This is a genomic window from Streptomyces sp. NPDC052052, from assembly GCF_040680455.1.
Lineage (GTDB): Bacteria > Actinomycetota > Actinomycetes > Streptomycetales > Streptomycetaceae > Streptomyces.
Map to the genome: position 1 here is coordinate 173,307 of NZ_JBFAWU010000013.1, position 18,648 is coordinate 191,954.

Annotated in this window: 13 protein-coding genes, 1 pseudogene and 3 CRISPR repeat arrays; of the genes and pseudogenes, 5 read left to right on the forward strand and 9 right to left on the reverse strand. The window is 69.9% G+C overall.

Annotation, left to right across the window (positions count from 1 at the left end; translation table 11 throughout):
* Nucleotides 1-14 precede the first annotated feature (14 nt).
* Entirely contained in the window at nucleotides 15-605 is a 591-nt protein-coding gene (locus AB0L71_RS17985) for a Uma2 family endonuclease (protein ID WP_365243606.1), read from the forward strand.
* A gap of 87 nt (nucleotides 606-692) precedes the next feature.
* Here AB0L71_RS17985 and AB0L71_RS17990 read toward each other — a convergent pair whose 3' ends face one another.
* The 4 genes from AB0L71_RS17990 to AB0L71_RS18005 all read right to left on the reverse strand — a co-directional run bounded on the left by AB0L71_RS17990 (nucleotide 693) and on the right by AB0L71_RS18005 (nucleotide 7,624).
* Nucleotides 693-3,998, reverse strand: a complete 3,306-nt coding sequence (locus AB0L71_RS17990) for a S8 family serine peptidase (protein ID WP_365243608.1) — start codon at nucleotides 3,996-3,998, stop codon at nucleotides 693-695.
* Nucleotides 3,999-4,344: 346 nt separating this feature from the next.
* Nucleotides 4,345-5,364: a sigma-70 family RNA polymerase sigma factor gene (locus tag AB0L71_RS17995; protein WP_365243609.1), complete on the reverse strand. Its 1,020-nt coding sequence runs from the start codon at nucleotides 5,362-5,364 to the stop codon at nucleotides 4,345-4,347.
* Nucleotides 5,365-5,470: 106 nt separating this feature from the next.
* Nucleotides 5,471-6,187, reverse strand: coding sequence for a L,D-transpeptidase family protein (locus tag AB0L71_RS18000; RefSeq protein WP_365243611.1), 717 nt, complete (start codon nucleotides 6,185-6,187; stop codon nucleotides 5,471-5,473).
* A gap of 117 nt (nucleotides 6,188-6,304) precedes the next feature.
* Nucleotides 6,305-7,624 (reverse strand): MFS transporter, encoded by a 1,320-nt coding sequence (locus AB0L71_RS18005; protein WP_365243612.1) that lies wholly within the window; start codon nucleotides 7,622-7,624, stop codon nucleotides 6,305-6,307.
* 63 nt (nucleotides 7,625-7,687) lie between these two features.
* Here AB0L71_RS18005 and AB0L71_RS18010 point away from each other — a divergent pair, with 63 nt between their 5' ends.
* Nucleotides 7,688-8,641, forward strand: coding sequence for a LysR family transcriptional regulator (locus AB0L71_RS18010; protein ID WP_365243614.1), 954 nt, complete (start codon nucleotides 7,688-7,690; stop codon nucleotides 8,639-8,641).
* 96 nt (nucleotides 8,642-8,737) lie between these two features.
* Nucleotides 8,738-9,620: a CRISPR direct-repeat array (repeat unit 29 nt; unit sequence GGGACCATCCCCGCGTGTGCGGGGAGCAG).
* 341 nt (nucleotides 9,621-9,961) lie between these two features.
* On the opposite strand, the gene AB0L71_RS18015 is transcribed toward AB0L71_RS18010, so the two are convergent.
* Both AB0L71_RS18015 and AB0L71_RS18020 read right to left on the reverse strand, forming a co-directional pair.
* The gene (locus AB0L71_RS18015) at nucleotides 9,962-10,276 is read right to left on the reverse strand and encodes a 4a-hydroxytetrahydrobiopterin dehydratase (RefSeq protein WP_365243616.1); all 315 of its coding nucleotides are present in this window, start codon (nucleotides 10,274-10,276) and stop codon (nucleotides 9,962-9,964) included.
* A gap of 5 nt (nucleotides 10,277-10,281) precedes the next feature.
* Nucleotides 10,282-11,526, reverse strand: coding sequence for a Twin-arginine translocation pathway signal (locus tag AB0L71_RS18020; RefSeq protein ID WP_365243618.1), 1,245 nt, complete (start codon nucleotides 11,524-11,526; stop codon nucleotides 10,282-10,284).
* 461 nt (nucleotides 11,527-11,987) lie between these two features.
* On the opposite strand from AB0L71_RS18020, the gene AB0L71_RS18025 reads away from it, so the two are divergent.
* From AB0L71_RS18025 to cas2e, 3 genes and pseudogenes are all read left to right on the forward strand, one after another.
* Entirely contained in the window at nucleotides 11,988-12,167 is a 180-nt protein-coding gene (locus tag AB0L71_RS18025; RefSeq protein ID WP_365243620.1) for a hypothetical protein, read from the forward strand.
* A 107-nt stretch (nucleotides 12,168-12,274) separates the two neighbouring features.
* A CRISPR array of direct repeats spans nucleotides 12,275-13,157; the repeat unit is 29 nt; unit sequence GGGACCATCCCCGCGTGTGCGGGGAGCAG.
* 252 nt (nucleotides 13,158-13,409) lie between these two features.
* Nucleotides 13,410-15,302: pseudogene (locus tag AB0L71_RS18030) on the forward strand (CRISPR-associated endonuclease Cas3''); the annotation flags it as partial.
* 133 nt (nucleotides 15,303-15,435) lie between these two features.
* Complete coding sequence (cas2e, locus tag AB0L71_RS18035; RefSeq protein WP_365243622.1) at nucleotides 15,436-15,792, forward strand: type I-E CRISPR-associated endoribonuclease Cas2e; 357 nt, start codon at nucleotides 15,436-15,438, stop codon at nucleotides 15,790-15,792.
* A 92-nt stretch (nucleotides 15,793-15,884) separates the two neighbouring features.
* Nucleotides 15,885-16,096: direct repeats of the CRISPR family, unit length 29 nt; unit sequence CTGCTCCCCGCGCCCGCGGGGATGGTCCC.
* Nucleotides 16,097-16,263: 167 nt separating this feature from the next.
* On the opposite strand, the gene AB0L71_RS18040 is transcribed toward cas2e, so the two are convergent.
* The 3 genes from AB0L71_RS18040 to AB0L71_RS18050 all read right to left on the reverse strand — a co-directional run bounded on the left by AB0L71_RS18040 (nucleotide 16,264) and on the right by AB0L71_RS18050 (nucleotide 18,573).
* Complete coding sequence (locus AB0L71_RS18040; RefSeq protein WP_365243624.1) at nucleotides 16,264-16,884, reverse strand: urease accessory protein UreD; 621 nt, start codon at nucleotides 16,882-16,884, stop codon at nucleotides 16,264-16,266.
* 284 nt (nucleotides 16,885-17,168) lie between these two features.
* Complete coding sequence (ureG, locus tag AB0L71_RS18045) at nucleotides 17,169-17,879, reverse strand: urease accessory protein UreG (protein WP_365243626.1); 711 nt, start codon at nucleotides 17,877-17,879, stop codon at nucleotides 17,169-17,171.
* Nucleotides 17,880-17,898: 19 nt separating this feature from the next.
* Complete coding sequence (locus AB0L71_RS18050) at nucleotides 17,899-18,573, reverse strand: urease accessory UreF family protein (protein ID WP_365243628.1); 675 nt, start codon at nucleotides 18,571-18,573, stop codon at nucleotides 17,899-17,901.
* Nucleotides 18,574-18,648: the final 75 nt, after the last annotated feature.

The following is an 18,648-nucleotide window of genomic DNA, read 5'->3' on the forward strand; positions in this document are numbered from 1 at the left end:
CAGAGGAGACCGCCATGTGCCCCCTCACCGTTGACCCCGTGCCGGGCCACGGCCAGGACTGGGACGACCTCGTCCGGATCTGGGAGGAGACGGACGCTCCCGAGGGCTGCAAGGTGGAGATCATCGAGGGGATCGTCACTGTGTCGCCACCACCGTCCAACGACCACAGTCTCACTGCCGCGTTGCTGCAACGCCGGCTCTACTCCGTGATTCCGGAGGACTGGGGGATCTACCAGACCCTTGCTGTCACCGTGCCGGGCCGAGCCGGGCTCTACGTCCCCGATCTCGTCGTCGTCCCGCGGGCCGAGGTGACCGGGCCGGGCAACCGCGTACCGGCAAAGGAGGCCCGGCTCGTCGTCGAGATCACCTTGCGGGCCAACGCCAACCACGACCGCATCGGCAAGGCACACGGATACGCGAAGGCCGGTGTCGAGCTCTTCCTGCTCCTCGACCCCTGGCAGTCCGGCCGCCCCACGGCCACCCTGTACGGGGAACCCGAAGCGGGCACGTACCGGGTCCTGGACGCGGTCGAGTACGGGGAGAAGCTGACCCTGCCCGAGCCGTTCGCACTGGTACTGGACACCGGCGTCTTTCCGGTCAGCTGAGGGCTGTCCCCTCCTCGCACGAACGGCCCGCCGGGGCGGAGTGATCCGTCCCGGCGGGCCGTCCTCATGCGGTCGCCGTCGAGGGGCCTACTTGCCGAAGTAGGCGTGGTAGATCGTGACCGACGACGTGTTGCCCTTCTTGTCCGTGACCTTGGCCCGGTAGGAGAGGGACTTGCCCTTGGCCGGGTTCTTCACCGAGAGCTTGCCCTTCTTGACCGCGACCTTCTTCCACGTCTTGCCGCCGTTGTAACTGATGTACACCGTCAGCGACTTGAGGTTGCTGCCGGCCGCCGCCCCCTGCACCTTCACCGGCACGGAAGCGGTCCTGCCCGCCGTCACCTTGCCGTCCAGGGTCACGTTGGGGGTGAAGCGGACCGTGGAGATCGGCATCAGAGTGGGGGTCGAGGTCTTCTTGGACCGGAAGGTCCAGCTCGCATCGATCCGGGTGGAGACGGCCGAGACCTTGGAGCTGCGCTTCACCGAGGTCGTCAGCTTGTAGTCGGCGGCAGCGGACGGCACGCGGATGGCGGGGTCGCCTTCCAGCGGGTCCGTGTTCTGCGCGAGCTTGACACCGTTGCGGTACAGGACCGTCTTGACCGAACTGTACGTGGACCAGCCGATGTTGCCGCTTCCGTCGGCTGCCAGCGGCAGTATTCCGACGAGGTCGTTGCCGTCACGGTAGACCCCGTAGCCGGAACCGACCGCGGGGCCGAACACCGCGGTGTTGCCCTTCTTCGTGTAGGTTTTGCCTGCCGTGAGGGTCTTCGGGTTACCGAGGGAGTACATCGCCTCGGCCACCGGGAAGCCGTCCGCGTCGAGACCGCCGTTCTGGCTGAAGTCGAAGCTCCACTTCACCTTGTTGGCGGTGGAGACATAGATGGTGCTGGTGCCCGGGAGGTTCTGCGTGGACCAGTAGCTCCAGCCGGAGTACGCACCGGGCAGCTGGCTCCACGCCGCGATTCCGCCCTTCTTGCCCTTGACGGACGCGCCGAGCGAGGTCTTCACCTTGGCCATCTGGGCGGTGGTGAACTTCCTGGTGTATCCGGTCGCGGCCTGGGTCACCGGGCCCCCGACCGCGATGTCGTACCGGGTCGAGGAGCTCTTGGCCCAGCTGCCGAGCCAGTGCTGGGAGAGCGAACCGTCGGTCACCTTCGGGCCGACGTGCAGAGTGCGGAAGCCCTGGTACGAATTGAGGAACCAGCCGGAGGTGTATGCGCTGTTCTCGCTGTCCCACTGAAGATCGGGCGCGGCGAACCGGGCCTTCGTGTCACTGGCGGGCAGGGTGAAGGCGACCGGCTTCGCCTTGCGCGCGTCGAACGTCACGGTGACGTCCTTGGTGACGTTCAGATTCGGCTGGGCGATCCAGTCGACGCCCTTGGTGGTGTCCTCCGGGTCCGCGTAGACGGCGGCGTCCAGCGCATAACCACCCTTGGGGGCACGGACCTTGGCCGTTCCGTCGGGGCCGGTGGGCGACATCCAGACATCGCTCGCGGTGCCGGACAGACCGTAGAGACTGGAACTGTAGAACGCGGCGGGCTTCCCGTCACGGCCGATGACCTTGAGCGTGAGGTCGTACGACTCGATCTCGCGGTCGACCGCGGCCGCGGTGCGGACGGTCTGGCCGTCGCCGGTCGCGACGACATAGGCGGAGTAGGAGCCGTCGGCCGTACCACCGAGCCTGGTGTCCGCGGTCAGCGGCACGTCGGCGGTGCCGCCCGCGGGGACGGTCACCTGCTCGGCGCCGAGCGTGAAGAAGCCGGCCGGGGCGGCCTGGCCCTTGGGGCCGGTGGCCGTGACGGCCAGATCGAGGGTGACGTCCGTCGTACCGAGGTTGCGGTACGTCAGGTTCTTGCTGACCGGGGTGTCGTCGGTGTGCGGCCACTGCTGCACACCGAAGTTCACCGACACCGGGTCGGCGACGACGGTCTGGGCGATCGCCTGGTCGACGGCGATCCGGCCCGACCCCTGCTGGAACGGCGTGTACGCACCCGGCTTCGTGGACGCCGTGAGCGCGCCCTTGAGTTCGGTGTACTTCCAGTCCGGGTGCTCCTGCTTGAGAAGCGCCGCGGCGCCCGCGACGTGCGGGGTCGCCATCGACGTACCGGAGATCGTCAGATAGCCGGACGGGTTCTGCCCGACCTCCTGCGCGATCTCCGAGCCGGGTGCGGCCGCCGCGGTGATGTCCACGCCGGGTGCGGTGACATCGGGCTTGATCGCGCTGTCGCCGATGCGCGGGCCGCGACTGGAGAAGTCGGCCAGCTTGTCGTTGCCGTCGACCGCGCCGACGGTCAGGGCGGCGTCCGCGCTGCCCGGGGAGCCGACCGTGCCGGCGGCGTCGCCCTCGTTGCCCGCCGCGATGGCGAACAGGACGCCGTGGTCGGCCGAGAGCTTGTTCACCGCCGCTTCGAGCGGATCGACCTCGGGGGTGTCGATGCCACCCAGGCTCAGATTGATGATGTCGGCGCCCTCCGCGACCGCCCACTCCATGCCGGCCAGGATGCCCGCGTCGTCGCCGTAGCCTTCGTCGTCGAGCACCTTGCCCTCGATCAGCTTGGCGTCCGGGGCGACGCCCTTGAACTTCCCGCCCGACTTGGCGCCCGTACCGGCCGCGATCGAGGACACATGGGTGCCGTGCCCGACACGGTCCTTGGTGTCGGGCGACGAGGTGAAGTTCTTCGTGCTGAGGATCTGTCCCTGGAGGTCGGGGTGAGTGGCGTCCACACCGGTGTCCAGAACGGCGATCTTGACGCCGCTTCCGGTGTAACCGGCCTGCCACGCGGTCGGTGCGCCGATCTGCGACACGCTCTTGTCGAGGCTCACCTTGCGCACACCGTTCAGCCACACCCGGTCGACGCCGGCGGCGGTGGTGCGCTGTGCACTGCCCGAGGGCTTGCTGGTGAGCGCCTGCCAGATGTCCTGGGCGTCGCGGTCCGGCGTGGTCACCGACTCGGCGTTCAGCGACTTCAGAGACCGGCCGACCCGGGTGGCACCGGCGTCACGGACCTGCTCCTTCGCGGCCGCCGCCCGTGCGCCCCGGTAGGCGACGATCAGCTTCAGTCCCGCCTTCTGGGCCCGGCGGTTCTCCGCACGGTTCAGCTCGGTGATGTCGAACAGCCGGCGGTCCAGCTTCCCGGAGCTGATCAGCCGGTGCGCGTCGGCCGGGACGAGCAGGGTGTGCCCGTCGCGTATCTGCCGTTGCACGGGTATGTGTTCCCGCCCCTTCGCGGGCCGGAAGTCCAGGACTCGGCCCTTGGCGTCCACCAGAACACGGTCGCCGGTGATGAGCGTCAGCCGGTGCTGGGCCACCGGCCCGGCGCCCGTCGCGGCGGAGGCGCCGGACTCTGCCATGGCCGGGGTGGTGAGCCCGGCCGTGAGTGCCACGGCGGCCGCCATGGCAATGGTGGATACGCACGCGCTTTTCACGTGTCTGCGCAACTCTCCCCCTGGAGAATCAGGAGGCCCCCCGAGGGGCCACTGGTCAGCCGGCACCGAGCGACAGTTGGTGCCGACCGGTCCCTAACCTAGAGGTAGTTTGGGGCACAAAGGTTCACAGAAATCGCACACATGACAAGAGCTGACGGATATTCACCGGCTTTTCGGTCCGTTGTGAACCGGGTACGAGACCGCGGGCCCTGTGAGGAAGCGGCCGGATGAGTTTCGGCCGAGGCCTCGGTCTCCCTGATGCGGAAGCCATGACGGGGGCCTGACGAGCCGGATGAGGGCCGCGCAGGACTTCGTCTCACCTCGCGCCGGCGTCGGCGCCGCCCTTGGCGTCGGCCTCCGTGTCCAGATGATCCGGCAGGCCGAACAGCGGAAACCAGCGAGGCGTGTCCAGGAAGAAATGCATCCCGGCGATGGAGCCCTTCGAGATGTCGATGACCTGCACGGCCCACGGCACGAACTCCGGCCCGTCCGGATCCGGCTTGTAGTGCGCGAAGGCCGGGGTGCCGTTCGCCGCCGTCGCCACCAGGCGCGAGCCCGCACAGCCCGCGCCGAGGGAGAGCATGAAACCGGTGATGTCGTCATGCCCCTGGAGCCAGAGATCGAACGGCGGCATGGTCATCACGGCGTCCTCGCGGAGCAGCGCCGTCAGCGCCGCCATGTCGTACTCCTCGAACGCCGCGACGTACCGGTCGAGCAGCCGGCGCTGCTCCTCGTCGAGCGGATCGGCGGTGTCGGCGGTCTGCTCCGCGCGCGCCGCGAGGGTGGCGCGGGCCCGCTGGAGGGCGCTGTTGACCGACGCGACCGAGGTGCCGAGGAGTTCGGCGACCTCGCTCGCCTTCCAGGCCAGTACCTCGCGCAGGATCAGCACGGCCCGCTGTCTGGGCGGCAGATGCTGCAAGGCGGCCACGAACGCGAGCCGCACCGACTCCCGCGCCACCGCGGCCTCCGCCGGGTCGGACACCGACGGCAGGATCCGCCCGTCCGGCATCGGCTCCAGCCAGGTGTGCTCCGCCAGCGGGTTGAGCGCCGCCTGGGCGAGCGGCGTCGGCCCCGACAGATCGACCGGACGGGCCCGCTTGCCGGCCGCCTTCAGCATGTCCAGGCAGACGTTGGTGGCGATGCGGTACAGCCAGGACCGCAGGGAGGAACGCCCCTCGAACTTCTCGACGTTGCGCCAGGCACGCACCATCGTGTCCTGCACCGCGTCCTGTGCCTCGAAGGCCGAGCCGAGCATCCGGTAGCAGTAACCCGTCAGCTCGACCCGGTGTCCTTCCAGGCTGCTCTCGATGTCCTCGGCAGCAGAAAGACCGCTCATCGCTCCACCCCTGTTGTGCTGTGACCCCGCCCACTTCGGCACATCGGAAACTACAACGGGCCACTGACAACAGGGGTGATGAGCGCCTGAGCGGCGCGCCTTCGGATCACGTTCCGGGCTTGCGTCCGTACACGTAGACGTCGTCGCCGTTCTTCAGCAGATTCCAGTACGCCTTCGCATCGGCGGGGCGCATGTTGACGCAGCCGTGCGACCCCGGAGGGTTCCACATCTTCACGCCCACCGAGTGGAACGCCTGCCCGCCGTCGAAGAACTGGGAGTACGGCATCGGCACGTTGTAGAGCGTCGACCAGTGGTTGATGTGCCGCAGATAGATCTTGCTCGACCCGGTCCGGGTCTCGTACCCGTTCCGCCCCGTCCGCACCGGCACCGGACCGAACTTCAGCTTGCTGCCGTCCTGGATCCAGCTCAGCTGCCGGGTCAGGTCCACGCAGGCGATCCGCCCGCGGTTGGTGGGGCACTTCTTGGCCTTGTTCGGGTTCTTGCCGGCCGCCTTCTGGGCCGTGAGCGTCTTCATCGTCCGCCAGGTGATCGGGCCCGCGTAACCGATGTCCGGGGTGACCCCGTAGGTGCGCTGGAACGACCGGATCGCCTTGCAGTCGGCGGCCGACTGCCTGCCGTCGACCGGCCGGTGCAGATACTTCTCGACCTGCTTCTGGTACGGCCCGGTGGACGTCGTGCAGGACGCCGCCTGCGCGGATCCGCCGGTGCCCAGGACCAGGGTGGACGTCGCCGTCAGACCGGCGACGGACAGCGCGAGCGCCCGCCGCGTCCGGACGCCCCGCGTGTTCCCTGTGACTCTCATGTACGCCAACTCCCCTTCGCGCGCGGTGAGGTGCTTCCGCATGCTAGACGCGCGTCGGGGAGTGGTTGGTTGTGCGTCGTATGTCTCAGTTCGGAACTCTCTCGGTTCGGAACTGTCTCAGTGCTGCACGGACGCCACCGGCGCCGGCCGGCGCTGTTCCGCCCGCGCCGCCAGCGAACCGAACAGCGTGATCGTCACGACGCCGAGGACCGCGAACAGTCCCAGGCACGCCGTCCCGGCCCAGCCGCCGGCGTGGAAGGCGATCGCACCGATCGCGCTTCCCGCGCTGGAGCCCAGGTAGTACACGGACTGGTAGAGCGCCGACGCCTGGGCGCGGCCCTTCGTCGCCGTATGGCTCACCGCTGACGAGGCGACCGCGTGCCCGGCGAAGAAACCCGCCGTGATCAGGACCAGGCCGAGGAGTACCGCGACCACCTGGTCGACGAGCGAGAGCAGCAGACCGGCGGCCGTGGTGGACACGGCCAGGTACAGCGCACCCCGGCGGCCGAGACGGGCGACCAGCTTGCCGGCCGCCGCGGAGGAGACCGTACCGACGAGATAGACCAGGAAGATCGAACCGACGAGCCCCTGCGACAGGTTGAACGGCGCCTCCACCAGGCGGTAGCCGATCACCGTGTAGACCGCGCCGAACACCGTCATGAACAGCGCGCCGATCGCGTACAGCCGCCGCAGCAGCGGGTTCGCGAGATGCCCGCCCACCGTCCTGGCGACGGCCTTCGGGTTCAGCGAGCCCGGGGTGAAGTGCCGGGCCTTGGGGATCATGAAGTGGAAGACGACCGCGCAGGCCACGGCGATGAGCCCGACCACGCCGAGCGCCGCACGCCAGCCCCACGCCTGGGCGATCCAGCCGGTGATGATGCGACCGCTCATCCCGCCGATGCTGTTGCCCGCCACGAACAGTCCGATCGCGGCGACCAGCGCCTTCGGCCGTACCTCCTCCGCCAGGTACGCCATCGCGGAGGCGGGCAGTCCGGCCAGCGCCGCGCCCTGGACGGCGCGCAGCGCGATCAGCCAGCCCAGCGAGGGCGAGAACGGCACGAGGAGCCCGACCAGTACCGCGATCGTCAGCGACACGGTCATCATCTGCCGCCGCCCGAACCGTTCCGAGAGCGCACTCATCGGCAGCACGCACAGGGCCAGGGCGCCCGTCGCGGCGGAGACCGTCCAGCTGGCCTGTCCGGCCGTGACGCCGAGGGAGGACGACACGGCGGGCAGCAGGGCCTGGGTGGAGTAGAGGAGAGCGAAGGTCGCGACACCTGCGGCGAAGAGCGCGAAACTCATCCGGCGGTAGCCGGGGCGGCCGGGCTCGAGGCGGTCCGTCGCGGCGGGGCCGGCGGGGGCGACAGCGGCGGCGGGGGACGTCTGGGGCGAGGCGGCCACGGTGAGGGTGGACGCCTCGGTACTCGCGGGAGGCATGGCTCAAAACTAAAACCACCAGGTTTCATGCGTCCAATGCATGAACTCGTCATAATCGTTCCCATGGCGCATGAACACAGCTCACAGCCTCGACTGTCACCGAGTAGTTACGAAGAAGACATCCGCGCCGTCCTCGCGCCGCGGCTGGCCCACTTCGTGGCGGTGGCCCGCCACGAGCACGTCACCCGCGCCGCGTACGAACTCGGCGTCCCGCAGTCGACGCTCTCCCGGTCGATGGTCAGGCTCGAACAGGACCTGGGAGTCACCCTCTTCGCCCGCAAGGGCCGCACCGTCTCCCTCACCCCCGCGGGCCGCACCTTCCTGAGCTCCGCGGAGCGGGCCCTGGCCGAGGTCGAGAAGGCCGCCGAATCGGTGCGGGCCGACGCCGATCCGGCCACCGGCAAGGTCGCCTTCGGCTTTCTGCACACCATGGGCTCCGAGACCGTGCCCGCCCTGATCCGGGCCTTCCGCGCCGACCACCCCGGGGTCCGCTTCCAGCTCGTACAGAACTACGGCGAGGCGATGCTCGAACGCCTCCGGTCCGGCGGCCTCGACCTCTGCCTCACCTCACCCGTCCCCGACGCCCCCGATCTGGTCGCCCGCCGCCTCGACGAACAGCGGCTGCGCCTGGTCGTCCCCGAGGACCACCCTCTCGCGTCCCGCCGCCGCATCCGCCTGGCGGAGGCCGCCGACGAGAAGTTCGTCACCCTCGAACCCGGTTACGGGCTGCGCCGGATCACCGACGACCTGTGCGCCGAGGCGGGCTTCACCCCCCGTGTCGCCTTCGAGGGCGAGGAGGCGGAGACCCTGCGCGGCCTGGTCGCGGCCGGCCTGGGCGTGGCCCTGCTGCCCCCGCCCGCGGTGGCCCGCCCCGGGGTCGTCGAGCTGACGGTCACGGCCCCGCGAGCGGCCCGCGAGATCGGCGTCGCCTGGCTGGACGGCCACCCGGACACCCCACCGGTGGCCGCCTTCAAACGCTTCCTGCTGTCGCGGCGGGGGCATCTGCTGCCGGACTGAGGGGGGCGGGGCGGTGGGGTGGGATGCGGTGGGGTGAGGTGGGCGTGCCTGGGGTGACGTACGTGCCCCGTGTCTTCTCCGCCTCCTCCGATGCTGCGGGGCATCCCCGCGAAGGCGAGGAGCGGCACATGGCCGAGGGCGGGTCGCGCCGGGCGACGGGACCATCCCCGCGTGTGCGGGGAGCAGCCCGCGCGGCCGGCCTTCCCCGGCCGTGACAAGGGACCATCCCCGCGTGTGCGCGGAGCACCGGATCCGCGGTCCGAAGACAGCCGCTGCCGAGGGATCATCCCCGCGTGTGCGGGGAGCAGCTGACCTGTATCGGCTGGGCTGCGTGGGCGGCGGGACCATCCCCGCGTGTGCGGGGAGCAGTCCACGGCGCGTCTTCCTTGGCGGTGACGCCGGGGACCATCCCCGCGTGTGCGGGGAGCAGAGCGAAGCGAGCGAGAACTCAATATCGCACTCGGGACCATCCCCGCGTGTGCGGGGAGCAGCCGAGTAGCGCCATGAGCGCAAGCGTGAGCTTGGGACCATCCCCGCGTGTGCGGGGAGCAGGGGTTCGGAACCGCCTCCAGGGTCACGGATCGGGGACCATCCGCGCGTGTGCGGGGAGCAGGTGGACCGCGTCCGGGTGCGAACCGCGACGATGGGACCATCCCCGCGTGTGCGGGGAGCAGTGCTCCGCACGGTGGAGCGGGTTCGGCCCGGGAGGACCATCCCCGCGTGTGCGGGGAGCAGGACTCGTTGTCAGCCTGTACGAGTTCTAGGAAGGGACCATCCCCGCGTGTGCGGGGAGCAGAGGGCCCACAGCGGGGCATCAGTGGACATCACGGGACCATCCCCGCGTGTGCGGGGAGCAGGGAATGCGATCGATCAGCGGCTTGACTACCCGGGGACCATCCCCGCGTGTGCGGGGAGCAGCCCACGGTGCACGTGCCGCCGTCGAGGTCGATGGGACCATCCCCGCGTGTGCGGGGAGCAGACTGCGCGACCTGCGGCTTTATCGTGAAGGCACGTGATTTTCCCACACTTTCGCCGACTCCGGCATAGCGGACATATCGACCGTAGTCCCCTCGATTGGTCCACCCAGCGTCAGGAGGGGCGGCTGCGCAAAGCGCCCATCCTAGAACCTGCTCACCTGTTTTCGGGTTGCTATGCCCACATCGAAGTCGAATCCCTTGAGTTTTCGTCATATAGGCGTTCTGTGGGTTTGCCTGCATTCATCTGGCATGGCAGGTGGCGGAGAACCCGTTAGGGCCTGCGAGGCAGGCTTGGTGAGGCCCTGACCAGCGTCGAGAGGGGGGCGGTTTCGTGCGTTCGAGGTCAGTCGAGCGGCGTGGACTGGTGCGCCGCCGCGATGGCGTCGATCCGGGCCGCAAGGTCGAAGTCGGCCGCGGTCAGCTTGTAGCCGGCATCATGCGTGGTCACCGCAATGCGCAGGTGGTCGATCCGCAAGTCGATGTCTGCGTGGTGGCCGATGCGGCGCTCCCGGTCGGCGATGTGCACGACCATCGCGACACCTGCGTGGTACCGAATGTCCACCCGCCGCGTGATCTCGTCTCCGTCACGAGTCCACTCCGGCAGTCCCGCCAGCCGCGCCTCGATCTCTTCGTCCGTCAGCGGCTTCGGTACACCCATCACAGTCATCCCCTCCCGGCCACCGGCGCCAGCACCTCGGCAAGGTCCCGGCCGATCGGGGCATCCTGCCACGGCCGCATCGCCCGCTCCAGAGCGATCAACTCCCGGGCCATGCGGGCAGACCTGGTCTCGACCGCGATCGTCGCAACCGTGCGCGCGATCTCCACCGCCTGATCCGGCTCCCGTCCGACGGCGGCAGCTGTCGCCTGCCGGGCCAGGTACACCCCGCGGTCGCGCCGGGCGGTTTCCGGGACGATGGCGAGGACCTGCGACCACAGGGCGCCGGCCTCCGCGCCGAGACCGAGTCGTCCGTAGCAGGTGGCCCGCTGCACCTCCAGATAACCAGGGGTCCTCCGGCACGCGTTTCCCCACGGCAGGTCGTCGTCAACGCGGGGTAACAGCAGGTCGGCCTTGTCGATGAGGTGGTCGACCAGGCCGCGGTCACCGGTGAGACTGGCGCCATGGGCCTGCTGCTGCATGGCCATGATCCTGACCTTCGGAACGAGTTGGTCAGCGTCGTCGAGCGCCGCTTCGCACAGGTCGATGACAGCGTGCCCGTCGCCGAGGTCAGTACGCACCTGGGCCTGATTGACGAGGCTGTACGCGATCAGGTGTGGATCCCGCGACCGCATCGCGATCTCCTGCGTCACCCCACGCCAGAAGGCGGCACCGTCCATGTCGCCGGCGTCCTGGTACAGCCAGCCGACGAGCGCCGCGTAGGCCGCGCCGACGCGAAGGAGACCTCGGCGGGTCCCGCCCCTTGTGGACCTCATGAGTTTGTCGATGAGCTGGTACTGCGCAGACACGGTGCCGATCAGGTCGTGCGGGCCCAGGAACATGTCGGCCCGGTAGTGCCCCTCCAACTGTTGCTGAAAGTAGTCGATCAGGGCGGGGTCGACGTGCTGCGGCGCGACCGGTCCCGCAACGAGCGCAGCAGCGGTGACGGAAACGAAGGCTTGGCGGCCCACCTGCCCCTCCTCGTGGTGCTCGGGCCGGATCCAGCCCGGCGGAGTCGTGAATCCCAGGTCTTCCGGCCAGCGCCCGAGCGCGTCGTGAATGACGATTGCGGTCTCCTCGGCCGGCCAGCCGGGACGGCCACCTTCCCAGCGCCGCCATGTGCGGGCAGAGACGTTGAACTGCCGGTCGTCGAGGAGGCGTTGCCCGTGCTCCGTGATGGCCGTGGCGGCAGATTCGATGGTTCGCCACCCCTTCTGCAAGCGGGCGGCCCGCAGGGCGTCGTTTCGGCTCACGGGCCCAGTCTGACGTGTCATCGTGCGCGCTTCCGGCCGTGGCCGCTACGTGGCCACGCGTGGCCATCCGGCGACCTGTTCGCTGCTCACTGTGCACGCTCATCATCAGGGTGTGACAGCGCGGCGGTACAGCAAATCGGCTGCGTTCCCCTCAATCGACTTAGGGCGGGGGCTACTTATGGCGATGACGATCAAGGTGTACGAGGTGGACCGCTACGGCAGGACGCGAGTCATCCGCCCAGAGGCTGAGGTGACCCCGCTCAAGTCCGTGGAACAGTCCCAGGCGTACCCGGCTTGCGCATGCGACCGGTGCGTGAAGGACCGCGGATGACCGCCCAGTCGAAGCCCGACGCCGCGTATCGCACTTGGATCGGGCACACCGTGACCTGTGCCACCTGCCGGGCCGGGAGCCCTTGCTCGACTGCTGTTCGGCTCGGCCGCGCCTGGCGGGAGACCCGACGATGACCCACCCTCCCCGCTGCATCACCTGCGGGACCGACCAGGGCGTCGAGCCCGTGCATGAGACGTACGGCTGCCCGGCTCATATCCGCGGCCTGCGAGGTGAGGTCGGGGACGTTCTCACCAACTTGGTGTGGCTGCAGGAAACCCGGACCGAGCGGATGCGCGTGCGGGGCCTGTGAACCCCCGCTCGCGGCTGTTGATCACGCCACCAGCCGCGGGCGGGTTCCCGCCGACCGGGCGGAGCCGCCGTGCCCAACGACCGCTGGAGTCTGCCGGGCTTGGCAACGGGTCCATCCCCGAGTGGGCGGGGAGCAGGCCGTGAAGACGGGCTCGGGCTTGCCGCTGTGGGTACCAGCCCCGCGTGTGCGGGGAGCAGCAGATACCGGCGGACCGCAGCGGCCGCGGCCTGGGACCATCCCCGCGTGTGCGGGGAGCAGGGGTGACGCTCCTCGGGATCGGGGTCCTGGCGGGGACCATCCCCGCGTGTGCGGGGAGCAGACATGATGAAGGTCGATAAGGCTGCTGCCGGTGGGACCATCCCCGCGTGTGCGGGGAGCAGGAGGCCGAGGAACGCAGGGCCCAGGCCAAGGCGGGACCATCCCCGCGTGTGCGGGGAGCAGAGAAAGGCGCCCGCGGTCGCCATCATGACCGCGGGACCATCCCCGCGTGTGCGGGGAGCAGGACATCGAGGAAGAGGCCGCGGTCGACCCGGCGGGACCATCCCCGCGTGTGCGGGGAGCAGACGATGTCGAACGGCTCTACGTCCGGCTCACCGGGACCATCCCCGCGTGTGCGGGGAGCAGACGCCGTGCACCTCGACCCCGCAGCGTCGGCAGGGACCATCCCCGCGTGTGCGGGGAGCAGATCATGACCGGTCTTGCAGTCGGGTCGGTGGTGGGACCATCCCCGCGTGTGCGGGGAGCAGCCTCTTTCTTTGTCAAACATGCAGGTCAGAGCGGGACCATCCCCGCGTGTGCGGGGAGCAGTCGATCGACCATGACGCGGGCGGCAGATGCGGGGGACCATCCCCGCGTGTGCGGGGAGCAGCGCATGGCGAACGCGGACGAGGTCATGATGGCGGGACCATCCCCGCGTGTGCGGGGAGCAGCCAGAGGGTGGGTTGGTGGTGGACGAGCGGCAGGGACCATCCCCGCGTGTGCGGGGAGCAGACTGCGCGACCTGCGGCTTTATCGTGGAGGCGCGTGGTTCTCCCACACTTTCGCCGACTCCGACATAGCAGAAATAACGGCCATAATGCCCTTCGATTGGTCCGCCCGGCGTCAGGAGGGGCGGCCGCGCAAAGCGCCCATCCTAGAACCTGCTCACCTGTTTTCGGGTTGCTATGCCCACATCGAAGTCCAATCCCTTGAGTTTTCGTCATATAGGCGTTCTGGGAACGGGTTTGCCTGTATTCATCTGGCATGACGGGTGACAGCGAGCCCCGCTCGGGCCTGCGGGGCAGGCTTGGCGGGCCGGTTCTGACGGTGTGGGCGAAACACGACAGGGATTCCGACGGGTGGTTGCCGCTGTGGCGGCACATGGAGGACAGCGCCGCGGTTGCCCACCTGTTGTGGGACATGTGGTTGCCCGCGAGCGTGCGCAAGCTGGTTGCCTCGGCGCTGCCCGGTGGTGAGCAGGACGCGCGGCGGCTGGCCGTGTGGCTCGCGGGGGTGCATGACATCGGGAAGGCGACGCCCGCGTTCGCCTGCCAGGTCGATCAACTCGCGGACGTCATGCACGAGCAGGGGCTGGAGATGCGTTCTGCGCGTGCCATGGGACCGGATCGCAGGATCGCGCCGCACGGGCTGGCCGGGCAGGTGCTGCTCGGGGAGTGGCTTCAGGAACAGCACGGCTGGACGGCTAAGCAGACCGGGCAGTTCACGGTCGTCGTGGGAGGGCACCACGGGGTACCTCCGGAGCACGGGCAGATCGCCGCCCTGTACAAGCACGGGCACCTGCTGCGTACTCCGGGTCCGAGCCGGGACATGTGGCGGCGGGTGCAGGGTGAGCTGCTCGACGCGTGCGCCGACGAGTACGGCGTACGGGCCCGGCTGGAGGCGTGGCGGATGGTGAAACTGCCGCAGCCGGTACAGGTGTTGCTCACGGCACTGGTGATCGTCGCCGACTGGATTGCCAGCAACGCCGACCTCTTTCCGTACTTCCCGCAGGATGTTGCCCGCAGCAGCGAGGAGCGGGTGGCCGCGGCCTGGCGTGGACTGGATCTCCCAGCGCCTTGGAGCCCGGACGAGCCCGTGTGCGACGCCCAGGAACTTTTCGCGTCCCGCTTCGGGCTGCCGCCGGGTGCGAAGGTCCGTCCGGTGCAGGAAGCTGCCGTCGAGCTGGCGCGGACGATGGACGGACCGGGGCTGATGGTGATCGAGGCGCCGATGGGGGAGGGGAAAACCGAGGCTGCTCTCGCGGTCGCCGAGATCTTCGCCGCCCGTTCGGGCGCGGGCGGGGTGTTCTTCGCCTTGCCCACCATGGCCACCGGCAACGCGATGTTCCCCCGCCTCCTGAGCTGACTCAAGCGACTGCCTGGGGCCCAGGACGCCCGTTACTCGGTCCTGCTTGCCCACTCGAAGGCCGCGTTGAACGAGGACTTCGCCGACCTGATGCGCGCGAGCGGCCACCGGATCGTTGCCGTCGACGCGGACGCGCCCGACGAGTCGCGGTGGCACCCCTCGGACACGACACGGTCCGCTCCCGCCGAACTGGTCGCGCACGCCTGGCTGAGGGGTCGCAAGAAGGCCATGCTGTCCTCCTTCGTCGCGGGAACCGTCGACCAACTGCTGTTCGCCGGGCTCAAGAGCCGCCACCTGGCGATGCGTCACCTCGCAGTCGCCGGGAAGGTCATCGTCATCGACGAGGCGCATGCTTACGACACGTATATGAGCGTCTATCTCGATCGCGTCCTGTCGTGGCTCGGTGCGTACAGGGTGCCGGTGGTGGTGCTGTCCGCGACCCTGCCTGCGGCCAGGCGCCGCGAGCTCGTCGAGGCGTACGCGGGCGGCAAGGCTGCGGCGGGCCGCGGTGTAACGGAGTTCGACGCAGTGGGCAAGGCCCGCGGCTATCCCCTGCTGACCGCGGTGACGCCTGGCGGGGAGCCGATCCTGAGAAGTCCCGAGGCATCCGGCAGGAGCACGGACGTCGTCCTGGAACGAATCGACGACGGCCTCGACATCCTCGTCGACCGGCTCGCCGTCGAACTGGACGGCGGCGGCTGCGCGCTGGTCGTCCGCAACACGGTCGCGAGGGTTCTGGAGACCGCGCAAGCACTCAGGACCAGGCTCGGTGAAGAGCACGTGACGGTCGCCACCGTGCAGACTCCGCGGCCTCCGACGACCAGGATGTCGTCACTCTCCAGACCGACGGTGGCCACAAGGTCCCAGCCGGCCGCAATTACGGGGGCGGAGGCGCGGGCAGCGCTGAAGATGAGGCGATGCTCTGGTGACCGTGATTGTCCTCACCAACTGCCCTGTAGGGCTGAGGGGGTTCCTCACACGCTGGTTGCTCGAGATCTCCGCGGGCGTCTTCATCGGCAACCCGTCGGCGAGAATCCGTGACGTGCTGTGGGACGAGGTGCAGCAGTACGCGGGACAGGGCCGAGCTCTGCTCGCCTATACAACCAACAATGAGCAGGGTTTCACCTTCCGTACACACGACCACAACTGGCATCCGATTGACCACGAGGGTCTGACACTGATCTGTCGCCCGAACGCTGCGGCGCCGCCAAGGAACGGTCCCGAGGGGCCGAAGGCGGGCTGGAGCAATGCCTCCAAGCGACGGCGCTTCGGGAGGAGATGAGTGTCGGTATGCGCTGTCTGGTTGATATGTCGGAATCTGCAAAAGTGCTTCAGAACGGCCCGGACTCGCACTAAAACCGCAGGTCGCGGAGTCTGCTCCCCGCGCCCGCGGGGATGGTCCCCTCGACCCTGGGCAACCTTCGTCCACTTGGAACTGCTCCCCGCGCCCGCGGGGATGGTCCGTACATGGCAAGGTCCCCGTACAAAGTCATTGCCTGCTCACCGCGCCCGCGGGGATGGTCCCCGCTGCCGTTCAGGGTCAAGACCGAGATACCGCTGCTCCCCGCGCCCGCGGGGATGGTCCCAGGGCGGGCACGACGGCATGGAGCAGAGCGCGCTGCTCCCCGCGTCGTTGGAGGCCGATGTACCCGGGCTCTGCTCCCCGCGCCTGCTCCCCGCCATTTCGTGCTCGGCGGCTACTCTCCACGCCCGCGGAGACCGCCACCCCACCTCTCACCGCCCAAGACGCCCCCTACACGTCCGGCACCCGCGCCAGCGCCATGTCCAGCAGCCGGCGGAGCCGGGCCGGCCCCGGGGCGATGGCTGTTGCGAGCAGTGCCGGCCCGTGGGCGAGCGGGGCGATGACGGCGGCGCCCTCTTCCGGTCCGCCGCCGAGCAGTTGTGGCTTTGCTGGCGCGGTGATCCCCGGATGGACGATGAGGAGCTGTCCGGTGGCGCGGTGGCCGCCCAGCATCGCGGGGCCGTCCCAGGCGGGGGCCGTGTCGCCGTAGGCGTTCTGCTGGTCCAGGAGCGTCCGGCCGTTCCACCGCACCGTCAGGCGGGTGGTGAGGTGACCGGGCTCCTCGGCGGTGCGGCCGAGGAGCTGCTCGTCCCGGAAGAGCAGCCGGGAGGTGGGCGTGAGTTCCAGGACGTAAGACTGGTGCAGGGTGGAGCCCCGGGCGCTGATCAGAGGCTGGGGCAGCCAGTGCAGACGGGCCCGCTCGCCGACGGTGAGCCGTACGTCGTAGGTGGCGGGTGCGGGTGAGGAGCCGCGCAGGGCGAGGGTGGCGGCGGCTGTCGTCACCTCCAGGTCCGCGTCGGCCCCCACCTCGACGTCGAACCCGAGACGGTCCCCGCCCAGCGGCCCGCTCATCGCGCCGATCACCCCGACCCGGGCACGACCGCCGCGGGAACGCAGCTTCCGGAGGTGGAAGGGGCCGTCGGAGTGCAGGAGCGGCAGTGTCGTCGTGTGGCCGTTGTGGGCGGCCCGGATGCGAGCCGTGGCGTGGACGGCCGCAGGACCGGGCGGGGCAGTGGTCCCGGCAGCGGGCGCGGCGGCGAGGACAGTAGCGGGTACGCCAACGGGCTCTTCGGCCGGGTGCGTCGTGGGCCCGGGTGGGCAAGGGCCCACTTGGCCCGGCGGCCGGGTGGCGCTCTTCACGCCGCTGCCCCGGTGCGCCATGCAGCAAGGCGTGCGGTGACCCAGTCGGCGACCGGCCGGATGCCGTCGGCGGAGGTCAGGCTGGTGAAGGCGACGGGCAGGGAGCCGCGCTGCTTCTCGGCGTCCACGGCCATGCCGGCCAGGTCGGCGCCGACGTAGGGGGCGAGGTCCGTTTTGTTGATCACGAGGAGGTCGGCGGTGGTGATGCCGGGTCCGCCCTTGCGGGGGATGTCGTCGCCGCTGGCCACGTCGATGACGAAGACCTGGGTGTCGACGAGCCCGCGCGAGAAGGTCGCGGTGAGGTTGTCGCCGCCGGACTCGATGAGGATCAGGTCCAGTGCTCCCAGGTCCTGTTCGAGTTGTTCGGCGGCTTCCAGGTTGGCGGAGATGTCGTCCCGGATCGCGGTGTGCGGGCAGGCGCCGGTCTCCACAGCGGTGATCCGTTCCGGCGGGAGTACGGCTTCCCGGCGCAGGAACTCGGCGTCCTCCCGGGTGTAGATGTCGTTGGTGACGACGGCGATGGACAGCGTGTCGCGCAGCGCACGGCACAACGCGGCCACGGTTGCCGTCTTGCCCGAGCCGACGGGGCCGCCGAGGCCGACCCGCAGCGCGCGGCGGCGGCCGTCGGGGCGGAGAGCGTCGGGGCGGCCGGAATCGGCGCTGTGGGTGTGGCGTTCGGGCAGCGTCACGGGGTGGTCGAGGTGCACGGAGGCTCCAAGCGGGAGGTCAGGAGGCGAAGAGGCGGACGGTCCAGGCGGCGTGCTGCTCCGCGGTGATGTCGAGCAGCGGAGCCGAGGCACACGGCAGGGCGCCGAGCCCCTCGGTGGGAACACGGGCCGCCGCGGCGGTGGCGGTTGCGGCCACGTCGTCGATCTCGGGTGCGATCCGGGCGAGCAGCGCGGTGGCGTCGAAGGGGTCGAGGCTCAGCAGGCGGACCGCGGCGGTTGCCGGTCCGCCGACGCTCTCGTACGCGGCGCAGTGCGCGGTGTCGGAGGGGCTCAGGCCCGCGGCGCGGGCAGCGACGCCGAGCACGACGGGCTGGTGCGCGCCCTGCGGCCGGTCGGCGGCGAGACGGTCCAGCGCGGGGGAGGGCCAGGTTGCCCGGGCGGCCCGCAGTATCTGCCGGCCGAGTCTGCGGGCGATGTGGCGCAGCGCCGGCAGGGGTGTGCGGGCATCGGCGGCCTCGTCCAGTTCCGCGGGATCGTGGCCGTCGGCCGCGGCGGCGGCGAGGCCCGCCGCCGTCAGTCCGGCCGTGTGGAGGCGGCCCCGGCAGAACGCCTCCAGGCTTCTGGTGTCGTGGACGCCCCCGGAGGCGACGGCCGCCTCGATGCCTCCTGAGTGGGCGTACCCGCCTGCGGGGAAACGGCCGTCGGCCAGGACGAGCAGGGCAGCACGGCTCATCGGGTCGGCGCACCACCTTTCTCATGGGGCCGGTACGGCGCCTTCGGCGGGCCGTACCGGCGGATGGATCAGGAA

What these genes read in the sequence shown, in the direction of transcription:
- AB0L71_RS18025 (WP_365243620.1), top strand. Translation starts at nt 11,988, where the DNA reads ATGACCCACCCTCCCCGCTGCATCACCTGCGGGACCGACCAGGGCGTC.
- AB0L71_RS17985 (WP_365243606.1), top strand. Translation starts at nt 15, where the DNA reads ATGTGCCCCCTCACCGTTGACCCCGTGCCGGGCCACGGCCAGGACTGG.
- AB0L71_RS18000 (WP_365243611.1), bottom strand. Translation starts at nt 6,187, where the DNA reads ATGAGAGTCACAGGGAACACGCGGGGCGTCCGGACGCGGCGGGCGCTC.
- AB0L71_RS18040 (WP_365243624.1), bottom strand. Translation starts at nt 16,884, where the DNA reads ATGAGCGGGCCGCTGGGCGGGGACCGTCTCGGGTTCGACGTCGAGGTG.
- AB0L71_RS17990 (WP_365243608.1), bottom strand. Translation starts at nt 3,998, where the DNA reads ATGGCGGCCGCCGTGGCACTCACGGCCGGGCTCACCACCCCGGCCATG.
- AB0L71_RS18015 (WP_365243616.1), bottom strand. Translation starts at nt 10,276, where the DNA reads ATGGGTGTACCGAAGCCGCTGACGGACGAAGAGATCGAGGCGCGGCTG.
- AB0L71_RS18005 (WP_365243612.1), bottom strand. Translation starts at nt 7,624, where the DNA reads ATGCCTCCCGCGAGTACCGAGGCGTCCACCCTCACCGTGGCCGCCTCG.
- AB0L71_RS18010 (WP_365243614.1), top strand. Translation starts at nt 7,688, where the DNA reads ATGGCGCATGAACACAGCTCACAGCCTCGACTGTCACCGAGTAGTTAC.
- AB0L71_RS17995 (WP_365243609.1), bottom strand. Translation starts at nt 5,364, where the DNA reads ATGAGCGGTCTTTCTGCTGCCGAGGACATCGAGAGCAGCCTGGAAGGA.
- AB0L71_RS18050 (WP_365243628.1), bottom strand. Translation starts at nt 18,573, where the DNA reads ATGAGCCGTGCTGCCCTGCTCGTCCTGGCCGACGGCCGTTTCCCCGCA.